15 protein-coding genes are annotated in these 17,358 nt (G+C 56.2%); all 15 read right to left on the reverse strand.

Features of this window, described 5'->3' with window-relative positions:
• Positions 1 to 6 precede the first annotated feature (6 nt).
• A complete protein-coding gene (ftsA, locus tag OGY62_RS18495; RefSeq protein WP_003018755.1) occupies positions 7 to 1,269 on the reverse strand; it encodes a cell division protein FtsA in 1,263 nt (420 codons plus the stop codon).
• Positions 1,266 to 2,096 carry a cell division protein FtsQ gene (ftsQ, locus tag OGY62_RS18500; protein WP_012134069.1) on the reverse strand — a complete coding sequence of 277 codons (831 nt, stop codon included), beginning with the start codon at positions 2,094 to 2,096 and terminating at the stop codon, positions 1,266 to 1,268. The genes ftsA and ftsQ overlap by 4 nt, the downstream gene beginning before the upstream one ends.
• Before the next feature lies 1 nt (position 2,097).
• A complete protein-coding gene (locus tag OGY62_RS18505) occupies positions 2,098 to 3,018 on the reverse strand; it encodes a D-alanine--D-alanine ligase (RefSeq protein ID WP_012134070.1) in 921 nt (306 codons plus the stop codon).
• The gene (gene murC, locus OGY62_RS18510) at positions 3,011 to 4,486 is read right to left on the reverse strand and encodes a UDP-N-acetylmuramate--L-alanine ligase (protein ID WP_071257563.1); all 1,476 of its coding nucleotides are present in this window, start codon (positions 4,484 to 4,486) and stop codon (positions 3,011 to 3,013) included. Before murC ends, OGY62_RS18505 begins: the two co-directional genes overlap by 8 nt.
• Positions 4,487 to 4,538: 52 nt before the next feature.
• Positions 4,539 to 5,606, reverse strand: coding sequence for an undecaprenyldiphospho-muramoylpentapeptide beta-N-acetylglucosaminyltransferase (gene murG / locus OGY62_RS18515; protein WP_286460390.1), 1,068 nt, complete (start codon positions 5,604 to 5,606; stop codon positions 4,539 to 4,541).
• Positions 5,603 to 6,847, reverse strand: coding sequence for a cell division protein FtsW (gene ftsW, locus OGY62_RS18520; RefSeq protein ID WP_024130710.1), 1,245 nt, complete (start codon positions 6,845 to 6,847; stop codon positions 5,603 to 5,605). The genes murG and ftsW overlap by 4 nt, the downstream gene beginning before the upstream one ends.
• The gene (gene murD, locus OGY62_RS18525) at positions 6,847 to 8,163 is read right to left on the reverse strand and encodes a UDP-N-acetylmuramoyl-L-alanine--D-glutamate ligase (RefSeq protein ID WP_012134074.1); all 1,317 of its coding nucleotides are present in this window, start codon (positions 8,161 to 8,163) and stop codon (positions 6,847 to 6,849) included. The genes ftsW and murD overlap by 1 nt, the downstream gene beginning before the upstream one ends.
• 2 nt (positions 8,164 to 8,165) lie before the next feature.
• The gene (mraY, locus tag OGY62_RS18530) at positions 8,166 to 9,248 is read right to left on the reverse strand and encodes a phospho-N-acetylmuramoyl-pentapeptide-transferase (protein ID WP_012134075.1); all 1,083 of its coding nucleotides are present in this window, start codon (positions 9,246 to 9,248) and stop codon (positions 8,166 to 8,168) included.
• The gene (gene murF / locus OGY62_RS18535) at positions 9,242 to 10,600 is read right to left on the reverse strand and encodes a UDP-N-acetylmuramoyl-tripeptide--D-alanyl-D-alanine ligase (RefSeq protein ID WP_286460391.1); all 1,359 of its coding nucleotides are present in this window, start codon (positions 10,598 to 10,600) and stop codon (positions 9,242 to 9,244) included. Before murF ends, mraY begins: the two co-directional genes overlap by 7 nt.
• Positions 10,597 to 12,084 (reverse strand): UDP-N-acetylmuramoyl-L-alanyl-D-glutamate--2,6-diaminopimelate ligase, encoded by a 1,488-nt coding sequence (gene murE, locus OGY62_RS18540; protein WP_104867773.1) that lies wholly within the window; start codon positions 12,082 to 12,084, stop codon positions 10,597 to 10,599. The genes murF and murE overlap by 4 nt, the downstream gene beginning before the upstream one ends.
• On the reverse strand, positions 12,071 to 13,837 hold the full coding sequence (gene ftsI / locus OGY62_RS18545; protein WP_012134078.1) for a peptidoglycan glycosyltransferase FtsI: 1,767 nt from the start codon (positions 13,835 to 13,837) through the stop codon (positions 12,071 to 12,073). Before ftsI ends, murE begins: the two co-directional genes overlap by 14 nt.
• Positions 13,838 to 13,852: 15 nt before the next feature.
• Positions 13,853 to 14,218: a cell division protein FtsL gene (gene ftsL / locus OGY62_RS18550; RefSeq protein ID WP_012134079.1), complete on the reverse strand. Its 366-nt coding sequence runs from the start codon at positions 14,216 to 14,218 to the stop codon at positions 13,853 to 13,855.
• Positions 14,215 to 15,156, reverse strand: coding sequence for a 16S rRNA (cytosine(1402)-N(4))-methyltransferase RsmH (gene rsmH / locus OGY62_RS18555; RefSeq protein ID WP_024130711.1), 942 nt, complete (start codon positions 15,154 to 15,156; stop codon positions 14,215 to 14,217). The genes ftsL and rsmH overlap by 4 nt, the downstream gene beginning before the upstream one ends.
• 2 nt (positions 15,157 to 15,158) lie before the next feature.
• Positions 15,159 to 15,617, reverse strand: a complete 459-nt coding sequence (gene mraZ / locus OGY62_RS18560; protein WP_012134081.1) for a division/cell wall cluster transcriptional repressor MraZ — start codon at positions 15,615 to 15,617, stop codon at positions 15,159 to 15,161.
• Between the two features lie 643 nt (positions 15,618 to 16,260).
• Positions 16,261 to 17,265, reverse strand: coding sequence for a catabolite repressor/activator (gene cra, locus OGY62_RS18565; protein ID WP_024130712.1), 1,005 nt, complete (start codon positions 17,263 to 17,265; stop codon positions 16,261 to 16,263).
• Positions 17,266 to 17,358: the final 93 nt, after the last annotated feature.

Raw genomic sequence — 17,358 nt, forward strand, 5'->3', positions numbered from 1 at the left:
TAAAAATTAAAACTCTTTTCGCAGCCAGCTATTAAGTCGCTTGATCCACGAGCCAACTGATGCCGTAACACGTTTTTCCACTTCCGCTTCGCCACTTAAGTGGGACTCTTTCCCGTAGTGAAGCAGCCCCACCGCCGTTGAGTAGTACGGCTCCTGGGCATAATCCGTCAGTCCGGTAATATTCAGCGGCGCGCCAATACGCACTTGCGTATGGAACACGCGCTGAGCACAGGCAGCAAGACCTTCAATTTGCGCCGCGCCGCCGGTTAATACAATCCCCGCCGCCAGATGATGTTTCACACCCTGCTGGCGAAGCTGTTCCTGTAATTGCAAAATCTCTTCGTTGACCAGGTTGAGCAGCTCGGTGTAACGCGGCTCAATCACCTCCGCAAGCGTCTGACGTTGCAGACTACGCGGCGGACGACCGCCCACGCTCGGCACTTCAACGCTTTCGTCTTTGCCGACGATAGAGCCCAGCGCGCAGCCGTGACGCACTTTGATGGCTTCAGCATCGCTCGGCGGCGTACCGAAGGCATACGCGATATCGCTGGTCACGACATTCCCTGCGTAAGGGATTACCTTGGTATGGCGCAACGCCCCGCCAGTATAAACGGCGATATCCATTGTACCACCACCGATATCAACCACGCAGACGCCCAGTTCACGTTCATCTTCCGTTAAAACGGAGTAACTGGCCGCTAACCCGGCAAATATGAGTTGGTCAACTTTCAGGCCACAACGTTCCACCGCTTTAACGATGTTTTTCGCCATGTCGTTGTGGCATGTGATCAAGTGCACCTTTGCCTGCATACGCACGCCGGAAAGGCCAACCGGATTCTTAATGCCTTCCTGGTAATCGATCGCATATTCCTGCGGAATGACATGCAGTACACGATGCTCATCACGCACGCGCACCGACTTCGCGGTATGCACGACGTTTTCCACATCTTCCTGCGTCACTTCTTCTTCGGAGATCGGCACCATACCAATTTCATTCTGACAGCTAATGTGCTTGCCAGAAAGCGCCAGATACACCGAGGAGATCTGGCAATCCGCCATCAGCTCCGCCTGGTCAATGGCGCGCTGTACGCACTTCACCACTGACTCGAGGTCGTTCACCCCGCCTTTATCCATACCTCGCGACGGGCAACTGCCCACGCCAATGATATTGACCATACCGTCGGGCAGAACTTCCCCTACTAAAGCGGCAACCTTCGCGGTGCCAATCTCCAGTCCTACTACCAGTTTTCTGTCCGTCGCCTTGATCATTGTTGTTCTGCCTGTGCCTGATTCTGTTGCTGATTAGATTCCTCTGGAGGTAAGGGTGCCCACCCTACTGCCGCCCCCGAGTCATAACGCAAATCAACGTAGCTTATCCGTTTGCCATCGGTTTGCGCCTGCTGCTGTAAAACCGGATAAAGTTCTACAAAGCGAGCCAAACGTTTCATCGTATCGCCCCTGCCGAGGTTGAGCTTAATATCGTTATTCAGCGTCAACTGCCAGGAACGACGCGCGGTCATTGCCGCTTCCTTCAGGGTGAATCTGTCCTTAGCCAGCACCTGCCCCATATCGCGATACCCCTGCAACACTTCACTCGCGCTGCCTTCCGGGCCATACAACATGGGTAATACCTGTTTACTGGTTCGCTCTGCCGGTACGCTGAAGGTATTGCCTTCGGCATCAACCATATGCTGATCATTCCAACGCGCAATCGGCACATATTCAACCAGATGAATCTTCAATTCATCAGGCCATTGCTTTCTGACGCTGGCCTGTTTAATCCACGGTAAACGCTCTATCTGGCTCTGGATAATGTTCACATCCTGAGTCATAAACGTACCCGGCGCGCCCAACGCCAGAATCGACTGGCGGATGTCATCATTGCGCGTGTAATGCCGCTCGCCGGTCAACACCAGTTTCGACAACGGCAAACGCTGCGCGTCTTCCATCCAGCCCAACACAACCCAGCCGCTGACAAACACGGTGCAGAGCACCGTCAGCAGGAACAGTATTCCTGCAAGACGCGTTCCATTATTGCGCCGTGAAGAAGACACCTCTTCATCACTGTTTCGCGTGTTCAGCGCAGCCTGCGACATATCAGTCCGCCAACTCCAGGATTCGTACCACCAACTGCGAGAAGCTCATGCCCGCCTGACGCGCCGCCATCGGCACCAGACTGTGGCTGGTCATACCCGGCGAGGTATTCGCTTCCAGCAGATAAAACTGGCCATCGCTGTCCAGCATGACGTCGATGCGGCCCCATCCTTTGCAACCCAACGCGGTCCACGCTTTCAGGACCAATGTCTGCAAAATAGCCTCTTGTTCCTCTTCCAGACCTGCCGGGCAGAAATATTGTGTCTCATCAGAGAGATACTTCGCCTCATAATCATAGAAGGTTCCGGCGGGTTGGATACGAATTGACGGTAAAATTTCTTCACCGAGTATCGCAACCGTAAATTCCGGGCCACTGAGCCATTTCTCAATCAGTACTTCTTCATCATGCTGAAAAGCCAATGCTAATGCTGCCTGCAAAGCATTTTCTTCTACCACTTTCGACATGCCGACGCTGGAACCTTCACGGCTCGGCTTCACAATCAGCGGCAAACCCAGCGCAGAAATTCGCGTTAGCGCGTCGTCGCTAAGCCCTTTTTCAAACTCAGCGCGCGTCAATGCCACCCACGGCGCAACCGGTAATCCGGCGCCCTGCCACAGCAATTTGCTGCGCAGTTTATCCATTGAGATTGCTGAAGCCATCACCCCGCTGCCGGTATAGGGCAGGCCAATCAGATCCAGCATCCCTTGCAGCGTGCCATCTTCGCCGCCGCGACCATGCAACGCAATAAACACCTTCTGAAAACCCATTGATTTCAGCAGGGTGACATCAACCTCTTTCGGATCGATCGGATGCGCATCCACGCCGCCTTCGCGTAACCCGGCCAGCACCGCCGCGCCGGAATTCAGCGAAACATCACGTTCGGCGGAGGTTCCACCCAACAGGACCGCGATTTTATCAGCCATGTTGCTCCTCCTCCTGGGCTTGCGGCTTCAGTTTGATTTCAGCTAAGGTGCGCGCAATTTTGCCGATATTTCCCGCGCCTTGCACCAAAATCAAATCATTACCGGTTAATACCGGCGCCAGCATTTGCGCAACCTGCGCCGGATCGGAGACCAGAATCGGGTCAATTTTACCGCGACCGCGAATCGTACGGCACAGCGAACGGCTGTCCGCTCCCGGAATTGGCGCTTCGCCTGCGGCGTAAACATCCAGCATTAACAGCGCGTCAACCTGCGTCAGCACGTTGGCGAAATCGTCGTACAGATCGCGCGTACGCGTGAAGCGGTGCGGCTGGAAAACCATCACCAGATTTTTATCCGGCCAGCCTGCACGCGCGGCCTTAATGGTGGCGTCAACTTCCGTTGGATGATGGCCGTAATCATCGACCAGCATCGCCGTCCCTGCTTTACCGTTTACCGGCTCAAGCGGGAATTCGCCGAGGAAATCGAAGCGACGCCCGGTGCCCTGGAAGCTTTCCAGCGCGCGCAGAATCGCCTCGTCGTCAATCCCCTCTTCGGTCGCCACCGCCACGGCAGCAGCCGCGTTCAGCGCATTGTGGCGGCCCGGCGCATTCAGTGTCACCTGCATTGCAGGTTTATCCTGACGCAGCAGCGTAAAATGCCCCTGCGGCCCAACCTGCTGGTACTCTTCCACACGCACGTCAGCGTCGTCGCTAAAACCATAAGTTGTGGTCTGACGGCCCACGCGCGGCAGCAGCTCGCGGATCACCGGATCGTCAACACACATCACTGCACGACCATAAAACGGCAAATTGTGCAGGAAATTAATAAAGGTCTGCTTCAAATTTTCGAAGTCGCCCTGGTAAGTATCCATATGGTCGGCTTCAATATTGGTGACAATCGCCACCATCGGTTGCAGATGCAGGAACGACGCATCGCTCTCATCCGCTTCCGCAATCAGATAACGGCTGTGGCCTAAACGCGCATGCACGCCAGCCGCTTTCACCAGCCCACCGTTGACGAAGGTCGGGTCCAGCCCCGCTTCCGCGTAAATGCTGGAGACCATCGCGGTGGTCGTTGTTTTACCGTGCGTCCCGGCAATAGCGATGCCGTGACGAAAACGCATTAACTCCGCCAGCATCTCCGCGCGGCGGATCACCGGAATACGCGCTTCATGCGCCGCGACAATCTCCGGGTTATCCGCAGAGATCGCGCTGGAAACTACCACCACGCTCGCATCGCGCACGTTTTCCGGGCGATGATTGAAGAAAATGGTGGCGCCAAGGCTCGCCAGTTGCTGCGTAACCGGATTCGGCGCTAAATCAGAACCACTGATCTGATACCCTTCATTGGCCAGAACTTCGGCAATACCGCCCATACCGGCACCACCGATGCCGACAAAGTGGATGTGCCGAACGCGACGCATTTCGGGCACGATGGAACGCAGTTTTGCCAGTTGTTGTGTATTCATTCTTTACGCCATTCACTTCTCAATTCATGCGGTGCAAAAGGCACCGCCACAATTACGCCCGGGCAGCCCGGCTCACTTCATTTGCAACACGCTCGGTGGCATCTGGAATGGATGCAGCGCGGGCACGTTCTGCCATGGTTAATAACGTTTCTCGCGACCACCCGGCCAGGGTGCTGGCGACGGCATCCACAGTAAACTGCGGCTGCTCAAAAATTTTGGCGGCCCCCGCTTTCTCCAGCGGCAGGGCATTCCAGTACTGCTGCCGGTCTTTATGCTGAAACGGCACAAACAGCGCGGGCAAACCGGCGGCGGCGATTTCACTCACCGTTAACGCGCCAGAGCGGCAAACGACAACATCCGCCCACGCATAGGCTGCGGCCATGTCATCAATAAATTCCGTCACCTTATGCTGCGGTTGCCCCGCCCCGGCATAAGCCTGCTCTACGGTCTGCTGCGCGCCTTTACCGCTTTGATGCCAGATAGTGACCGTATCGCCCAGTTTTGCCGCAACTTGCGGCAGCGTCTGGTTCAATACCCGGGCCCCCTGAGAGCCGCCCACCACCAGCACGCGAATCGGCCCTTCACGTCCGGCCAGGCGTTCTTGCGGCAAGGGGAGCGCCAGTACGTCAGTACGTACCGGGTTTCCGACCACGTCCGCTTTCGGAAACGCGCCGGGAAAAGCCTGCATCACCGTCGTGGCGATTTTCGCCAGCCACTTATTGGTCAACCCTGCAATGCCGTTTTGCTCATGCAGCACAACCGGAATACCCAGCGACCACGCCGCCAGACCGCCGGGGCCAGAGACATAGCCGCCCATGCCGAGCACCACATCAGGCTTAAACCGCTTCATGATCACCCGCGCCTGGCGCCAGGCGTTAAAAATACGCAGCGGTGCCGCCAGCAGCGCTTTCACGCCTTTTCCGCGCAAACCGGAAATACGAATAAAATCAATCTCAATGCCATGCTTCGGCACTAAATCCGCTTCCATACGATCGGCGGTTCCGAGCCAGCGTACTTGCCAGCCCTGGTCCATTAAATGGTGCGCGACGGCCAGTCCCGGGAACACATGTCCGCCAGTACCGCCCGCCATCACCATTAACCGCTTCGGTTGACCACTCATCGTGAACCTCGTGTAAACGCCTGCGCTTTTTCCAGACGCGTTTCATAATCAATACGTAACAAAAACATGATGGCCGTCGACATGATCAGCAAACTGGAACCACCATAACTGATCAGCGGCAGCGTCAGCCCCTTCGTTGGCAGCATGCCTGCCGCCGCGCCGACGTTGACCAGCGCCTGGAAGCTGAACCAGATTCCAATCGAGCAGGCCAGGAATCCTGAAAAACGGTGATCAATCTCCAGCGCCTTACGGCCAATCGACATCGCGCGAAAAGCGACGAAGAATACCATTAAAAGCGCCAGTACCACACCGATATAACCCAGTTCTTCCCCAATAATGGCGAAGATGAAGTCAGTATGCGCTTCCGGCAGATACTCCAGTTTTTGTACCGAGTTCCCCAGCCCCTGCCCCCACATCTCACCACGGCCAAATGCCATCAGGGATTGCGTCAGCTGGTAGCCGCTGCCAAACGGATCTTCCCAGGGGTTCCAGAAAGAGGTCACACGGCGAATACGATACGGTTCGGCGAGGATCAGCAGGATCACTGCCGATATCCCCATGCCGATGATGGCAATGAACTGCCATAACTTCGCCCCGGCGAGAAACAGCATCGCCAGCGTGGTAACGAACAGCACCACCACCGTCCCGAGATCGGGCTGCGCCAGCAGCAAAATCGCCAGCACCAGAATCACGCCCATCGGTTTTAAGAAGCCGCGCAGGTTATTACGCACTTCATCAACTTTGCGCACCAGATAGTTGGCGAGGTAGCAGAACAGCGACAGTTTGGTAAATTCCGCAGGCTGAATACGCAGCGGCCCCAGCGCAATCCAACGCGATGCCCCGTTAACTGAGCTACCCACCACCAGCACGATCAACAACATGATGATCGACGCGATCAGCATCGTGGTGCTGTACTTTTGCCAGAACTCCATCGGTAAACGCAGCGTGATCATCGCCAGGCAAAACGCCAGGAGTATGTACAGCGCGTCACGCTTGGCAAACAGGAAAGGATCGTTCGCCAGACGTTGTCCGACAGGCATTGACGCCGACGTCACCATGATGAAACCGATCGCCGCCAGGCCAAATGTCAGCCAGAGCAACGTGCGGTCGTACATGATCAGGCTATCGTCGTCTTTATCGCGCGACGCCATCACCCAGCCTTTAAGCGCCGTAAAGACCCATACCAGGATTCCAAATCCCGGCAGGCGCGGCATTCTCAGGCGAGGGAGAGATAAACGCATCAACCTAACTCCTTCGCCAGACGGGTAAAGACATCGCCCCGTTGCTCAAAATTCTTAAACTGATCGAGGCTGGCGCAGGCCGGAGACAGCAGGACCATATCGCCCGGTTGCAAACGCGGCGCCAGCAGACGCATCGCCTCTTCCATCGTCTCAGTTTGTTCTGCGATTTCCGGGCGCAGCGCCGCCAGCTGCGCGCCATCACGACCAAAGCAGTACAGGCGAACGCGATCGCCGCCCAGGTAACGGGTGAGCGAAGAGAAATCCGCCGATTTACCATCGCCGCCGAGCAGCAGGTGCAGCGTACCGTCTACGTGCAGGCCATTCAGCGCCGCTTCCGTGCTGCCTACGTTGGTGGCTTTGGAATCGTTAATCCAGCGCACGCCGTTATGCTCCAGCGCCAGCTGGAAGCGATGCGCCAGGCCGGTAAAGGTCGTCAACGCTTTCAGGCTGCTGGCGCGCGGTAAACCCGCTGCATCGGCCAGCGCCAGCGCCGCCAGCGCATTGGTGTAGTTGTGCTGGCCGGAAAGCTTCATCTCTTTCACGTTCAACACTTTTTCACCCTTCACCCGCAGCCAGGTCTCGCCCTGCTGGCGATTGAGGTGATAATCCCCCATGTTGACGCCAAAACTGACGCAACGCGCATCCGCGCCGCGTACCGGCATGGTCAGCGCGTCATCGGCATTCACCACGCAAACTTTCGCATTCTCATACACGCGCAGTTTTGCCGCGCGATACTGTTGCAGACCAAACGGATATCGGTCCATATGGTCTTCGGTAACGTTCAGGATGGTTGCGGCAACGGCCTGTAGGCTGGATGTCGTTTCCAGCTGGAAGCTGGAAAGCTCCAGTACGTACAGCTCGCGAGCGGCGTCCAGCAGCATCAACGCAGGCAGACCAATGTTACCGCCAACGCCCACGTTCACGCCCGCCGCTTTCGCCATCTCGCCTACCAGCGTGGTCACGGTGCTTTTACCGTTCGATCCGGTGATCGCCACGATCGGCGCCTGCGCTTCGCGACAGAACAGTTCGATATCGCCGACAATCTCAATACCCGCATCGGCGGCAGCGCTCAGTGAAGGGTGCGCCAGAGCAATACCAGGGCTGGCGACAATCAGATCCGCCGCCAGTAGCCAGTCATCATTCAGGCTGCCGACGTGACGCTCTACCGCTTCCGGTAATTTGTCCAGACCCGGCGGCGTCGCACGGGTATCCATTACGCGCGGCGTTACGCCGCGCGCCAGGAAAAAGTCCACGCAGGAAAGTCCGGTCAATCCCAGACCAATAATGACGACTTTTTTACCCTGGTAATCAGCCATGATTAACGTACCTTCAGCGTTGCCAGGCCAATCAGGACCAGCATCAGCGAAATAATCCAGAAGCGCACGATAACGCGCGGTTCCGGCCAGCCTTTCAGTTCATAGTGATGGTGAATCGGCGCCATGCGGAAGATGCGCTGCCCGCGCAATTTAAAGGAACCGACCTGCAAAATGACTGACAGGGTTTCCACGACAAACACGCCGCCCATAATCACCAGCAAAAACTCCTGACGCAGCAGCACCGCGATGATGCCCAGCGCGCCGCCCAGCGCCAGCGACCCGACGTCTCCCATAAAGACCTGCGCCGGATAGGTGTTAAACCACAGGAAACCCAAGCCCGCGCCGACAATCGCCGTACAGACAATCACCAGTTCACCGGCATGACGTAAGTACGGAATATGCAGGTAGTTGGCGAAGTTCATGTTGCCGGTTGCCCACGCCACCAGCGCAAAACCGGCGGCGACGAATACGGTCGGCATAATCGCCAGGCCGTCCAGGCCATCGGTCAGGTTAACCGCGTTGCCCGTTCCGACGATCACGAAGTACGCCAGCAGCACGTAGAACAGACCCAGTTGCGGCATCACGTCTTTAAAGAACGGCACCACCAGTTCGGTGGCCGGCGTGTCTTTCCCTGCCAGATACAGCGCGAACGCCACGCCCAGCGCAATCACCGACATCCAGAAATATTTCCAGCGAGCGATCAGCCCTTTGGTGTCTTTACGCACCACTTTGCGGTAATCATCGACAAAACCAATAATGCCGTAGCCCACCAGCACCACCAGCACGCACCAGACGTACGGGTTAGACGGGTAAGCCCACAGCAGGACGGAGACCACAATCGCCGTCAGAATCATAATGCCGCCCATTGTCGGCGTACCGCGCTTGCTAAAGTGCGATTCCGGGCCGTCATTACGCACGACCTGGCCAAAAGACAATTTTTGTAAGCGGGCAATCATACGCGGGCCCATCCACAAGGAGATGAACAGCGCGGTCAGCAGGCTGACGATGGCGCGAAACGTCAGATAGGAAAAGACGTTAAAGCCGGAATAATATTTGACCAAATGTTCGGCCAGCCAAACTAACATGTTCCATTCTCCTGTAATGCGCGTACTACCTCTTCCATGGCGGCACTACGTGAACCCTTCACTAAAATAGTAATAATCTGATGCTCCGCAATCAGCGTGTTAAGACGCGCGACCAGAGCCGATTTATCCGCAAAATGTTCGCCAACGCCGCTGGCATTGCCGATCGCCAGACTCAGTTTTCCTGTACTCAGCACGCTGTCGATACCCGCCGCTTTTGCCGCTTCACCGACCTGAACATGGCATGCTTCGCTTTCCGCGCCCAGCTCCGCCATATCGCCGACCACCAGCACCCGGTAGCCCGGCATTTCAGACAGCACCTGCACAGCGGCGGTCATCGAACCGACGTTGGCGTTATAGGAGTCATCAAGTAACAGCTGGTTGTCATTCAACTGGATGGGGAACAGGCGCCCCGGCACGGCTTTCAGGTTCGCCAGACCGGTTTTAATGGCGTCAAGGGTAGCCCCTACCGCCATCGACAGCGCAGCCGCCGCCAGCGCGTTCGCAATATTGTGACGACCAGGCAGCGGCAGCAGGACGTCAATGTCGCCCGTCGGCGTTTGCATCGTGAATTCCGTACCGTGCGAGGTCACATGGATATTGGTCGCGGTAAAATCGCTGTTGGCGGCATTCGGTGAAAAACGCCACACTTTGCGATCGCCAATAATGCCCTGCCAGTTCAGCCAGTCGTTGTTATCGGCGTTCATAATGGCGATCCCATTCACCGGCAAGCCGGTATAGATTTCGCCTTTCGCTTTCGCCACGCCCGCCAGCGAACCGAATCCTTCCAGGTGCGCTGCCGCCAGATTATTAACCAGTGCCGCTTCAGGACGCGTCAGGCCGACGGTCCAGGCAATTTCGCCCTGGTGATTGGCGCCTAACTCAATGACGGCATAGTCATAATCGTTGTTTAACCGCAGCAACGTCATCGGTACGCCGATATCGTTATTCAGGTTGCCCGCGGTGTATAAGGTGTTGCCACACTGACTCAGAATGGCGGCGGTCATCTCTTTAACGGATGTTTTGCCGGAGGAGCCGGTTAACGCCACGACGCGAGCGGGAACCTGCGCCCGAACCCATGCGGCCAGTTCGCCGAAGGCCAGCCGCGTATCTTTGACGATCAGCTGCGGCAGATCGCAATCCAGCGGGCGACTCACCAGCAGCGCACCGGCGCCGCCCTCTTTCGCGTTATCCGCAAAATCATGGGCGTCGAAACGCTCGCCTTTCAGCGCCACAAACAGGCAGCCCGGCGTCACCTTACGCGTATCAGTCGTGACCGCGTCAATCGTCAGGTCGGCGCCCTGTAATTCGCCGTGCAGAATACCGGCCAGTTGGCTGAGCGTTACGCTAATCATGCGATCACCCCCAGCAGACGTGCAGCCGTTACGCGGTCGGAGTAATCAAGGCGCTGAGTACCGACAATCTGGTAATCCTCATGCCCTTTACCCGCGACCAGAACCACGTCGTTTTCTTTCGCCTGCATAATGGCGCAGGTCACCGCCTCCGCGCGGCCTTCCATCACTTTCGCGTGCCCGGCATCCAGCATACCCGCCAGAATGTCGTTAATGATCGCGCGCGGCTCTTCGGTGCGTGGGTTATCGTCCGTCACTACCACCACGTCCGCGAACTCTTCGGCAATCGCCCCCATCAGCGGACGTTTACCTTTATCGCGATCGCCGCCGCAGCCAAAGACGCACCACAGTTGACCAGTACAGTGCAACCGCGCAGCCTGCAACGCTTTTTCCAGCGCATCCGGTGTGTGGGCGTAATCGACCACCACCGTAGTTTTGCCCGGCGCGCTGAACACCTCCATCCGCCCGCAAACCGGTTGCAGTCGAGGGGCGGTTTTCAGCAGATCCGCCAGGGGGTAGCCAAGCGCCAGCAACGTTGCCAGCGCCAGCAGCAGGTTGCTGACGTTAAACGCGCCCATCAGACGGCTTTCAATCTCGCCTTCGCCCCAACTGGAGTCGAAACGGATCGTCGCGCCGCTATCGTGGTACTTCACCTCAACCGCTTTCAGCCAACGTCCGTGGCAGTTCGGGTTGATATGATCCTCCATCGAGACCGCAACGGCATCCGGCAACCTCACCAGCCATCGGCGTCCGACTTCATCATCGGCATTGATAATAGCCTCGCCGTAATGGTGCGTTGAATAGAGCATCCATTTCGCCGCTTCGTAATGTTCCATGTCACCGTGATAATCAAGGTGATCGCGGCTTAAATTCGTGAAAACAGAGGCGGCAAATTTCAGCGCGGCGACCCGGTGCTGCACCAGGCCGTGAGAAGAGACTTCCATTGCGCCAAATGTTGCGCCCTGCTCAACCAGACCGGCCAGCACATGCTGTACGTCAACGGCGGAACCGGTTGTGTTCTCCGTCGGGATCACTTTGCCCAACAGGCCATTACCCACCGTTCCCATTACCGCGCTGGTTTCGCCAAGCAGTTGGCTCCACTGCGCCAGCAGTTGCGTAGTGGTGGTTTTTCCGTTCGTTCCGGTCACGCCGACCAGACGCATATGTTCAGATGGCTCGTGGTAGAAGCGGCCCGCCAGTGCAGATAAACGCTCGTTGAGCTGGCTCAGATAGATAACCGGCACACCGTGCATTTCACGGATTTCCCCGTCGGTCGCCTCATCTTTGGCCTCTGCAATAATGGCAGCCACACCTTGCGCTATCGCCTGCGGGATATATCGACGCCCGTCCGCCTGATGACCCACCACTGCCACAAAGAGATCGCCCGATGCAGCCACACGGCTGTCGAGTGTCATCTCCCGCAGTGCTCGCTCCGGTGCGCCAGGCACCCACGGAGCGAGAAGGTCGCGCAAATTACGATCTGCCACCTGTTCCCTCGCCTTGGTTAATTACAAATTCACTTTTTTCGCCCGTTGCCAGCGCATCCGGTTCGATGTTCATGGTGCGCAGTACGCCGCCCATAATGGCACCGAATACCGGCGCGGAAACGGCGCCGCCGTAGTATTTACCCGCCTGCGGATCGTTGATAACAACCACCAGCGCGAAGCGCGGCTGACTCGCAGGCGCAACGCCTGCGGTATAAGCAATGTATTTGTTGATGTAGCGGCCATCCGGCCCCACTTTTTTCGCCGTACCGGTTTTAATGGCGATGCGATAACCTTTGATCGCCGCCTTCACGCCGCCGCCGCCCGGCAGCGCCACGCTTTCCATCATGTGGACGACGGTACGAACGGTCGCTTCCGGGAAGACGCGCTCGCCCGGTACAGGAGGATCAACTTTGGTAATCGACAGCGGACGATAAACGCCGTAGCTGCCAATCGTTGCGTAGACTCGCGCTAACTGTAACGGGGTTACCATTAGCCCATAGCCGAAAGAGAAGGTGGCCCTCTCTATGTCAGACCACCGTTGTTTTTGAGGATATAAGCCACTGCGTTCTCCGACCAACCCCAAATTGGTCGCCTTTCCTAGCCCAAAACGTGAGTAAGTATCTACTAACGCTGAGGACGGCATCGCTAACGCCAGCTTAGAAACGCCGACGTTACTCGACTTCTGTAAAACCCCGGTCAGGGTCAATTCGCTGTAACGCGCCACGTCTTTGATTTCGTGACCATTAATTCGATATGGCACCGTGTTCAGCACGGTGTTTTCACGCACGACCCCGCGCTGTAACGCGGTCATCACCACCATCGGTTTGACGGTTGAACCGGGTTCAAACACGTCCGTGATGGTGCGGTTACGCATAGCGTCTTTCGGCGTACCGGTCAGATTATTCGGGTTGTAGGACGGGCTGTTCGCCATTGCCAGCACTTCGCCAGTATTAACATCCACCAGCACGGCGCTGCCTGACTCCGCTTTGTTGAAGGCCACGGCGTTGTTCAGTTCGCGATAGACCAACGCTTGCAGGCGCTCATCAATGCTCAGCGCCAGATTGTGCGCGGCCTGGCTGTCGGTAGAAGAAATATCTTCAATAACCCGGCCATAGCGGTCTTTACGTACAATACGTTCGCCAGGCTGGCCGGTCAGCCATTTATCAAAGCTCTTCTCGACCCCTTCGATCCCCTGGCTGTCAACGTTGGTAAAACCGATAAGGTGAGCGGTCACTTCCCCGGAAGGATAGTAACGGCGGGACTCTTCGCGCAAATGAATGCCTGGCAGCTTCAGTTTTTTGATGTAGTCGCCGAGATCCGGGTTAACCTGACGCGCCAGATAGATAAAGCGGCCTTTCGGGTTCGCATTAACGCGAGCCGCCAGTTGGTCGAGCGGCATTTTCAGCGCGTCCGCCAGCGCTTTCCAGCGGTTGTCCAGCGTGATCCCGCCTGCATCATGCAGCTCTTTCGGGTCCGCCCAGATGGCTTTTACCGGCACGCTCACCGCCAGTGGGCGACCAGAGCGGTCGGTGATCATGCCGCGAGAGGTGGAGACTTCCTGTACACGCAGAGAGCGCATGTCGCCCTGACGCACTAACATATCAGGCGCAATAATTTGCAGCCAGGCCACGCGCCCCAGCAGGAACCCCAGCGCCAGCAGAATGCAGCCGCACAGCAACGCAAAACGCCAACTGACAAAGTTGGCTTGTTCTTCCTGGCGTTTTGGTTTGAGCGTCTTTGCCGCTGCTTTCATGCGTCGCGTTTATCCTTATTTTTGCACTACGATATTTTCTTGTGAGGGATCGACATGCTGCATCTGCAACTTTTCCGTTGCGATCCGTTCTACCCGGCTATGATCGCCGAGCGCGTTTTCTTCAAGAATCAGGTTGCGCCATTCGATATCCAGCGCATCACGCTCCAGCACCAGTTGCTCGCGCTGTGCGGTTAACAGGCGCGTATGGTGCGCCGTTGTCACGACGGTGACCGCCGTTAAAATGATGCAAATGAACAGGCAGAGTGGCAGCTTCCCAAATCGCAAAAGATCGTCACCGATCACGCCAGGCAAAGCATGGCGATTGGTGATTCCCGTCGATCCCTTCACTTTGCTCAGGGCTTCTGTCACTCTGCTGATCATGCGTTCGTCCTCTCTGCAATACGCAGAACTGAACTACGGGCGCGTGGATTTTCCGCCACTTCTTCTTCGCCCGGCATCAACTTGCCTAATGCTCTTAGCTCACGACCGCCCAGTTTTTTGAGCTGCTCTTCCGTCATCGGCAACCCTGCTGGAACCTGTGGACCGCGGCTTTGCTCACGCATAAAGCGCTTCACAATACGGTCTTCCAGCGAGTGGAAACTGATAATGGAAAGCCGCCCACCCGGGGCCAGCACGCTGAGCGAGCTTTTTAGCGCCTGCTCTATCTCCTCCAGTTCACTGTTCACCCAAATGCGCACCGCCTGGAAGGTACGGGTCGCGGGATGTTTGAATTTGTCCTTCACCGGCGTCGCCGCTGCAACCACTTCCGCCAGTTCTTTGGTGCGGGTCATGGGCTGTTCGCGGTTGCGCTCCACAATGGCGCGGGCAATACGTTTCGCAAAACGCTCTTCGCCAAAGGTTTTCAGCACCCAGGCAATATCGGCTTCTTCCGCGGTTTGCAGCCATTCTGCGGCAGACTGACCGCGCGTTGGGTCCATACGCATATCCAGCGGGCCATCGCGCATAAAAGAAAAACCACGTTCGGCATCATCGAGTTGCGGTGAAGAGACGCCAAGATCAAGGAGAATCCCGTCGATCTTGCCGATAAGTTCGCGCTCACTTACATAATCAGCAAGCGCAGAGAAAGGTCCATGAATGATGGAGAAGCGAGGATCATTGATGGCCTGGGCTTCGGCAATAGCCTGCGGATCGCGATCGATCGCCAGCAAACGTCCCTCTTCGCCAAGCCGGGAGAGGATCAGACGTGAGTGGCCGCCGCGACCAAATGTCCCATCAATGTAGATGCCGTCAGGGCGAATGTTCAGACCGTTTACGGCCTCGTCCAACAGCACCGTAGTGTGTTTAAAATTTTCCATCATCATTATAGAGACAAGTCCTGCAGTCGTTCCGACAAGGTTTCGGTTACTGACTGCTCAGCGTCGATATCTTCCTTGACCTGTTGATACCAGGTCGTTTCATCCCACAGTTCAAACTTATTGAACTGTCCAACCAGCATCACTTCTTTCGTCAGCCCGGCATGTTGCCGCAGAATTGGCGCGATCAATAAGCGACCCGCGCTATCCATCTGACATTCGCTGGCATGCCCCAACAGTAAACGCTGCACGCGGCGCTCAACCGGGTTCATGCTCGACAGACGCGATAATTTTTGCTCGATAATTTCCCATTCAGGCAGGGGGTAAAGCAGCAGGCACGGGTGATGGATGTCAATGGTACAAACCATTTGACCGGTAGCGTTCTCGATCAGTTGATCCCGGTAACGGGTGGGCACAGATAAGCGCCCCTTACTGTCGAGATTGACTAACGTTGCTCCCCGGAACATGCCAGCCTCACCCCTTATTACCACTTTGCCCCACAAATTCCCACTTAAAGGAGTTTACGGAGCGGAGGAAAAGCTTGTCAAGCAAGTCAGGACGCTTACCGGAGTAAAAAACCCAATGTATACGGCTAATATCAGCGTTGATTAAATTCCGTCCAACGAGCGAAGCAAATTAACGTCATGAATATTTGTAAGAAAAAAGATCCAAAAACTCATCACCGTTTAAAACGACTCAATATCATCTGATAAAAATATAAAGTGTCAGTTTGCGACGCGAGCGGCATTTTAGGACAATATGCAGCGAGATAACAGTACCTGTTTATCGCTCTCTACGCCCCGCACCGACAAGCCAGCCGCGACGTGGAGGCCACATCGAAAAAAAGTGTTTGTTAATTCGGCAATTCGTCGCCCGCATGTAACAAAATAATACAAAACGGGTTCAATACGACGTCTCAATAAACCTGAAGTCGGTATCGACAGGTTTAAAATCAGCATATTTGAAAGATAAGTCGGATAATTCTAAGGAATAATCTTAATTATGGTGTGAGTATTGTTGGCAGGTGAATATTTGCCCGGTCAGCGACAACGCCGCCGGGCGATTTGCCGGATGGCGGCATAACCGCCCTATCCGGCCGACAGAAATGGACTAACTGCGGCTAAGAATACCGCGACGGTACAAATTACGTTTGATTCGCGTTAAACCAGGCTTCGGTTTACGCGGCTCATCCAGGCTGGCCAGGACGATCTCCAGGACGCGTTCAGCAACATCACGATGACGCTGTGCGACCGCCAGAACCGGACACTGCAAGAAGTCGAGCAGTTCATTATCGCCAAAGGTGGCGATCGCCAGGTTGGAAGGCAGCTTCCCGTCACGACGTAACGTCACATCCATCACGCCCTGCAAGAGCGCAAACGACGTGGTAAACAGCGCCTGCGGCATCGGGTGAGTTTCCAGCCATTTTTCGAACAGCTGCGCCGCCGCTTCCCGCTCGTAGCTGTTGGCGTACAGATAGTGTACTTCGCGCGGATCGTCTTTCCATGCGGTACGGAACCCCTGCTCGCGCAGGAAACTGACGGACAGCTCCGGCAACGCGCCCAGGTAAAGCACCGTTTCCGCCGGGAATTTACGTAACTCTGCCGCCAGCATTTCCGCATCATCCTGATCCGCCCCGACAACGCTGGTGAAATGTTCGCGATCCAGCGCGCGATCCAGCGCCACGATGGGGAATGAACCATTGGCCCAGCGCTGGTAGAACGGATGCTCCGGCGGTAACGAGGTCGATACAATGATCGCATCCACCTGGCGTTGTAGAAGATGTTCGATACACCGCATTTCGTTATCCGGCTGATCTTCTGAGCAGGCAATCAGCAGTTGATAACCTCGCTGGCGCGCCTGCCGCTCCAGGTAGTTTGCGATACGGGTATAACTCGTGTTCTCCAGATCGGGAATGACCAGTCCGATAGAACGTGTGCGTCCAGCACGCAGCCCGGCGGCCACAGCATTCGGGTGGTAATTATGCTCACGTACCACCGCCATGACTTTCTCGACGGTCTTGTCGCTCACGCGGTATTGCTTTGCTTTTCCGTTAATAACGTAGCTTGCAGTCGTTCGCGATACACCGGCCAGCCGAGCGATTTCATCCAGTTTCACAATTGCCCCTTGCGTAAAATGTACAAACCATAACCATTGTGACGGCATGGGTTAAATTTCTTAACATCTAAGCGCAGAATAGTGACTGCGGCA

This window comes from Citrobacter sp. CK198 (genome assembly GCF_030333295.1).
Lineage (GTDB): Bacteria > Pseudomonadota > Gammaproteobacteria > Enterobacterales > Enterobacteriaceae > Citrobacter_B > Citrobacter_B koseri.

Coding starts and splice junctions, on each gene's coding strand:
- ftsA (WP_003018755.1), bottom strand. CDS start 1,269: ATGATCAAGGCGACGGACAGAAAACTGGTAGTAGGACTGGAGATTGGC.
- ftsQ (WP_012134069.1), bottom strand. CDS start 2,096: ATGTCGCAGGCTGCGCTGAACACGCGAAACAGTGATGAAGAGGTGTCT.
- OGY62_RS18505 (WP_012134070.1), bottom strand. CDS start 3,018: ATGGCTGATAAAATCGCGGTCCTGTTGGGTGGAACCTCCGCCGAACGT.
- murC (WP_071257563.1), bottom strand. CDS start 4,486: ATGAATACACAACAACTGGCAAAACTGCGTTCCATCGTGCCCGAAATG.
- murG (WP_286460390.1), bottom strand. CDS start 5,606: ATGAGTGGTCAACCGAAGCGGTTAATGGTGATGGCGGGCGGTACTGGC.
- ftsW (WP_024130710.1), bottom strand. CDS start 6,847: ATGCGTTTATCTCTCCCTCGCCTGAGAATGCCGCGCCTGCCGGGATTT.
- murD (WP_012134074.1), bottom strand. CDS start 8,163: ATGGCTGATTACCAGGGTAAAAAAGTCGTCATTATTGGTCTGGGATTG.
- mraY (WP_012134075.1), bottom strand. CDS start 9,248: ATGTTAGTTTGGCTGGCCGAACATTTGGTCAAATATTATTCCGGCTTT.
- murF (WP_286460391.1), bottom strand. CDS start 10,600: ATGATTAGCGTAACGCTCAGCCAACTGGCCGGTATTCTGCACGGCGAA.
- ftsI (WP_012134078.1), bottom strand. CDS start 13,837: ATGAAAGCAGCGGCAAAGACGCTCAAACCAAAACGCCAGGAAGAACAA.
- ftsL (WP_012134079.1), bottom strand. CDS start 14,218: ATGATCAGCAGAGTGACAGAAGCCCTGAGCAAAGTGAAGGGATCGACG.
- rsmH (WP_024130711.1), bottom strand. CDS start 15,156: ATGATGGAAAATTTTAAACACACTACGGTGCTGTTGGACGAGGCCGTA.
- mraZ (WP_012134081.1), bottom strand. CDS start 15,617: ATGTTCCGGGGAGCAACGTTAGTCAATCTCGACAGTAAGGGGCGCTTA.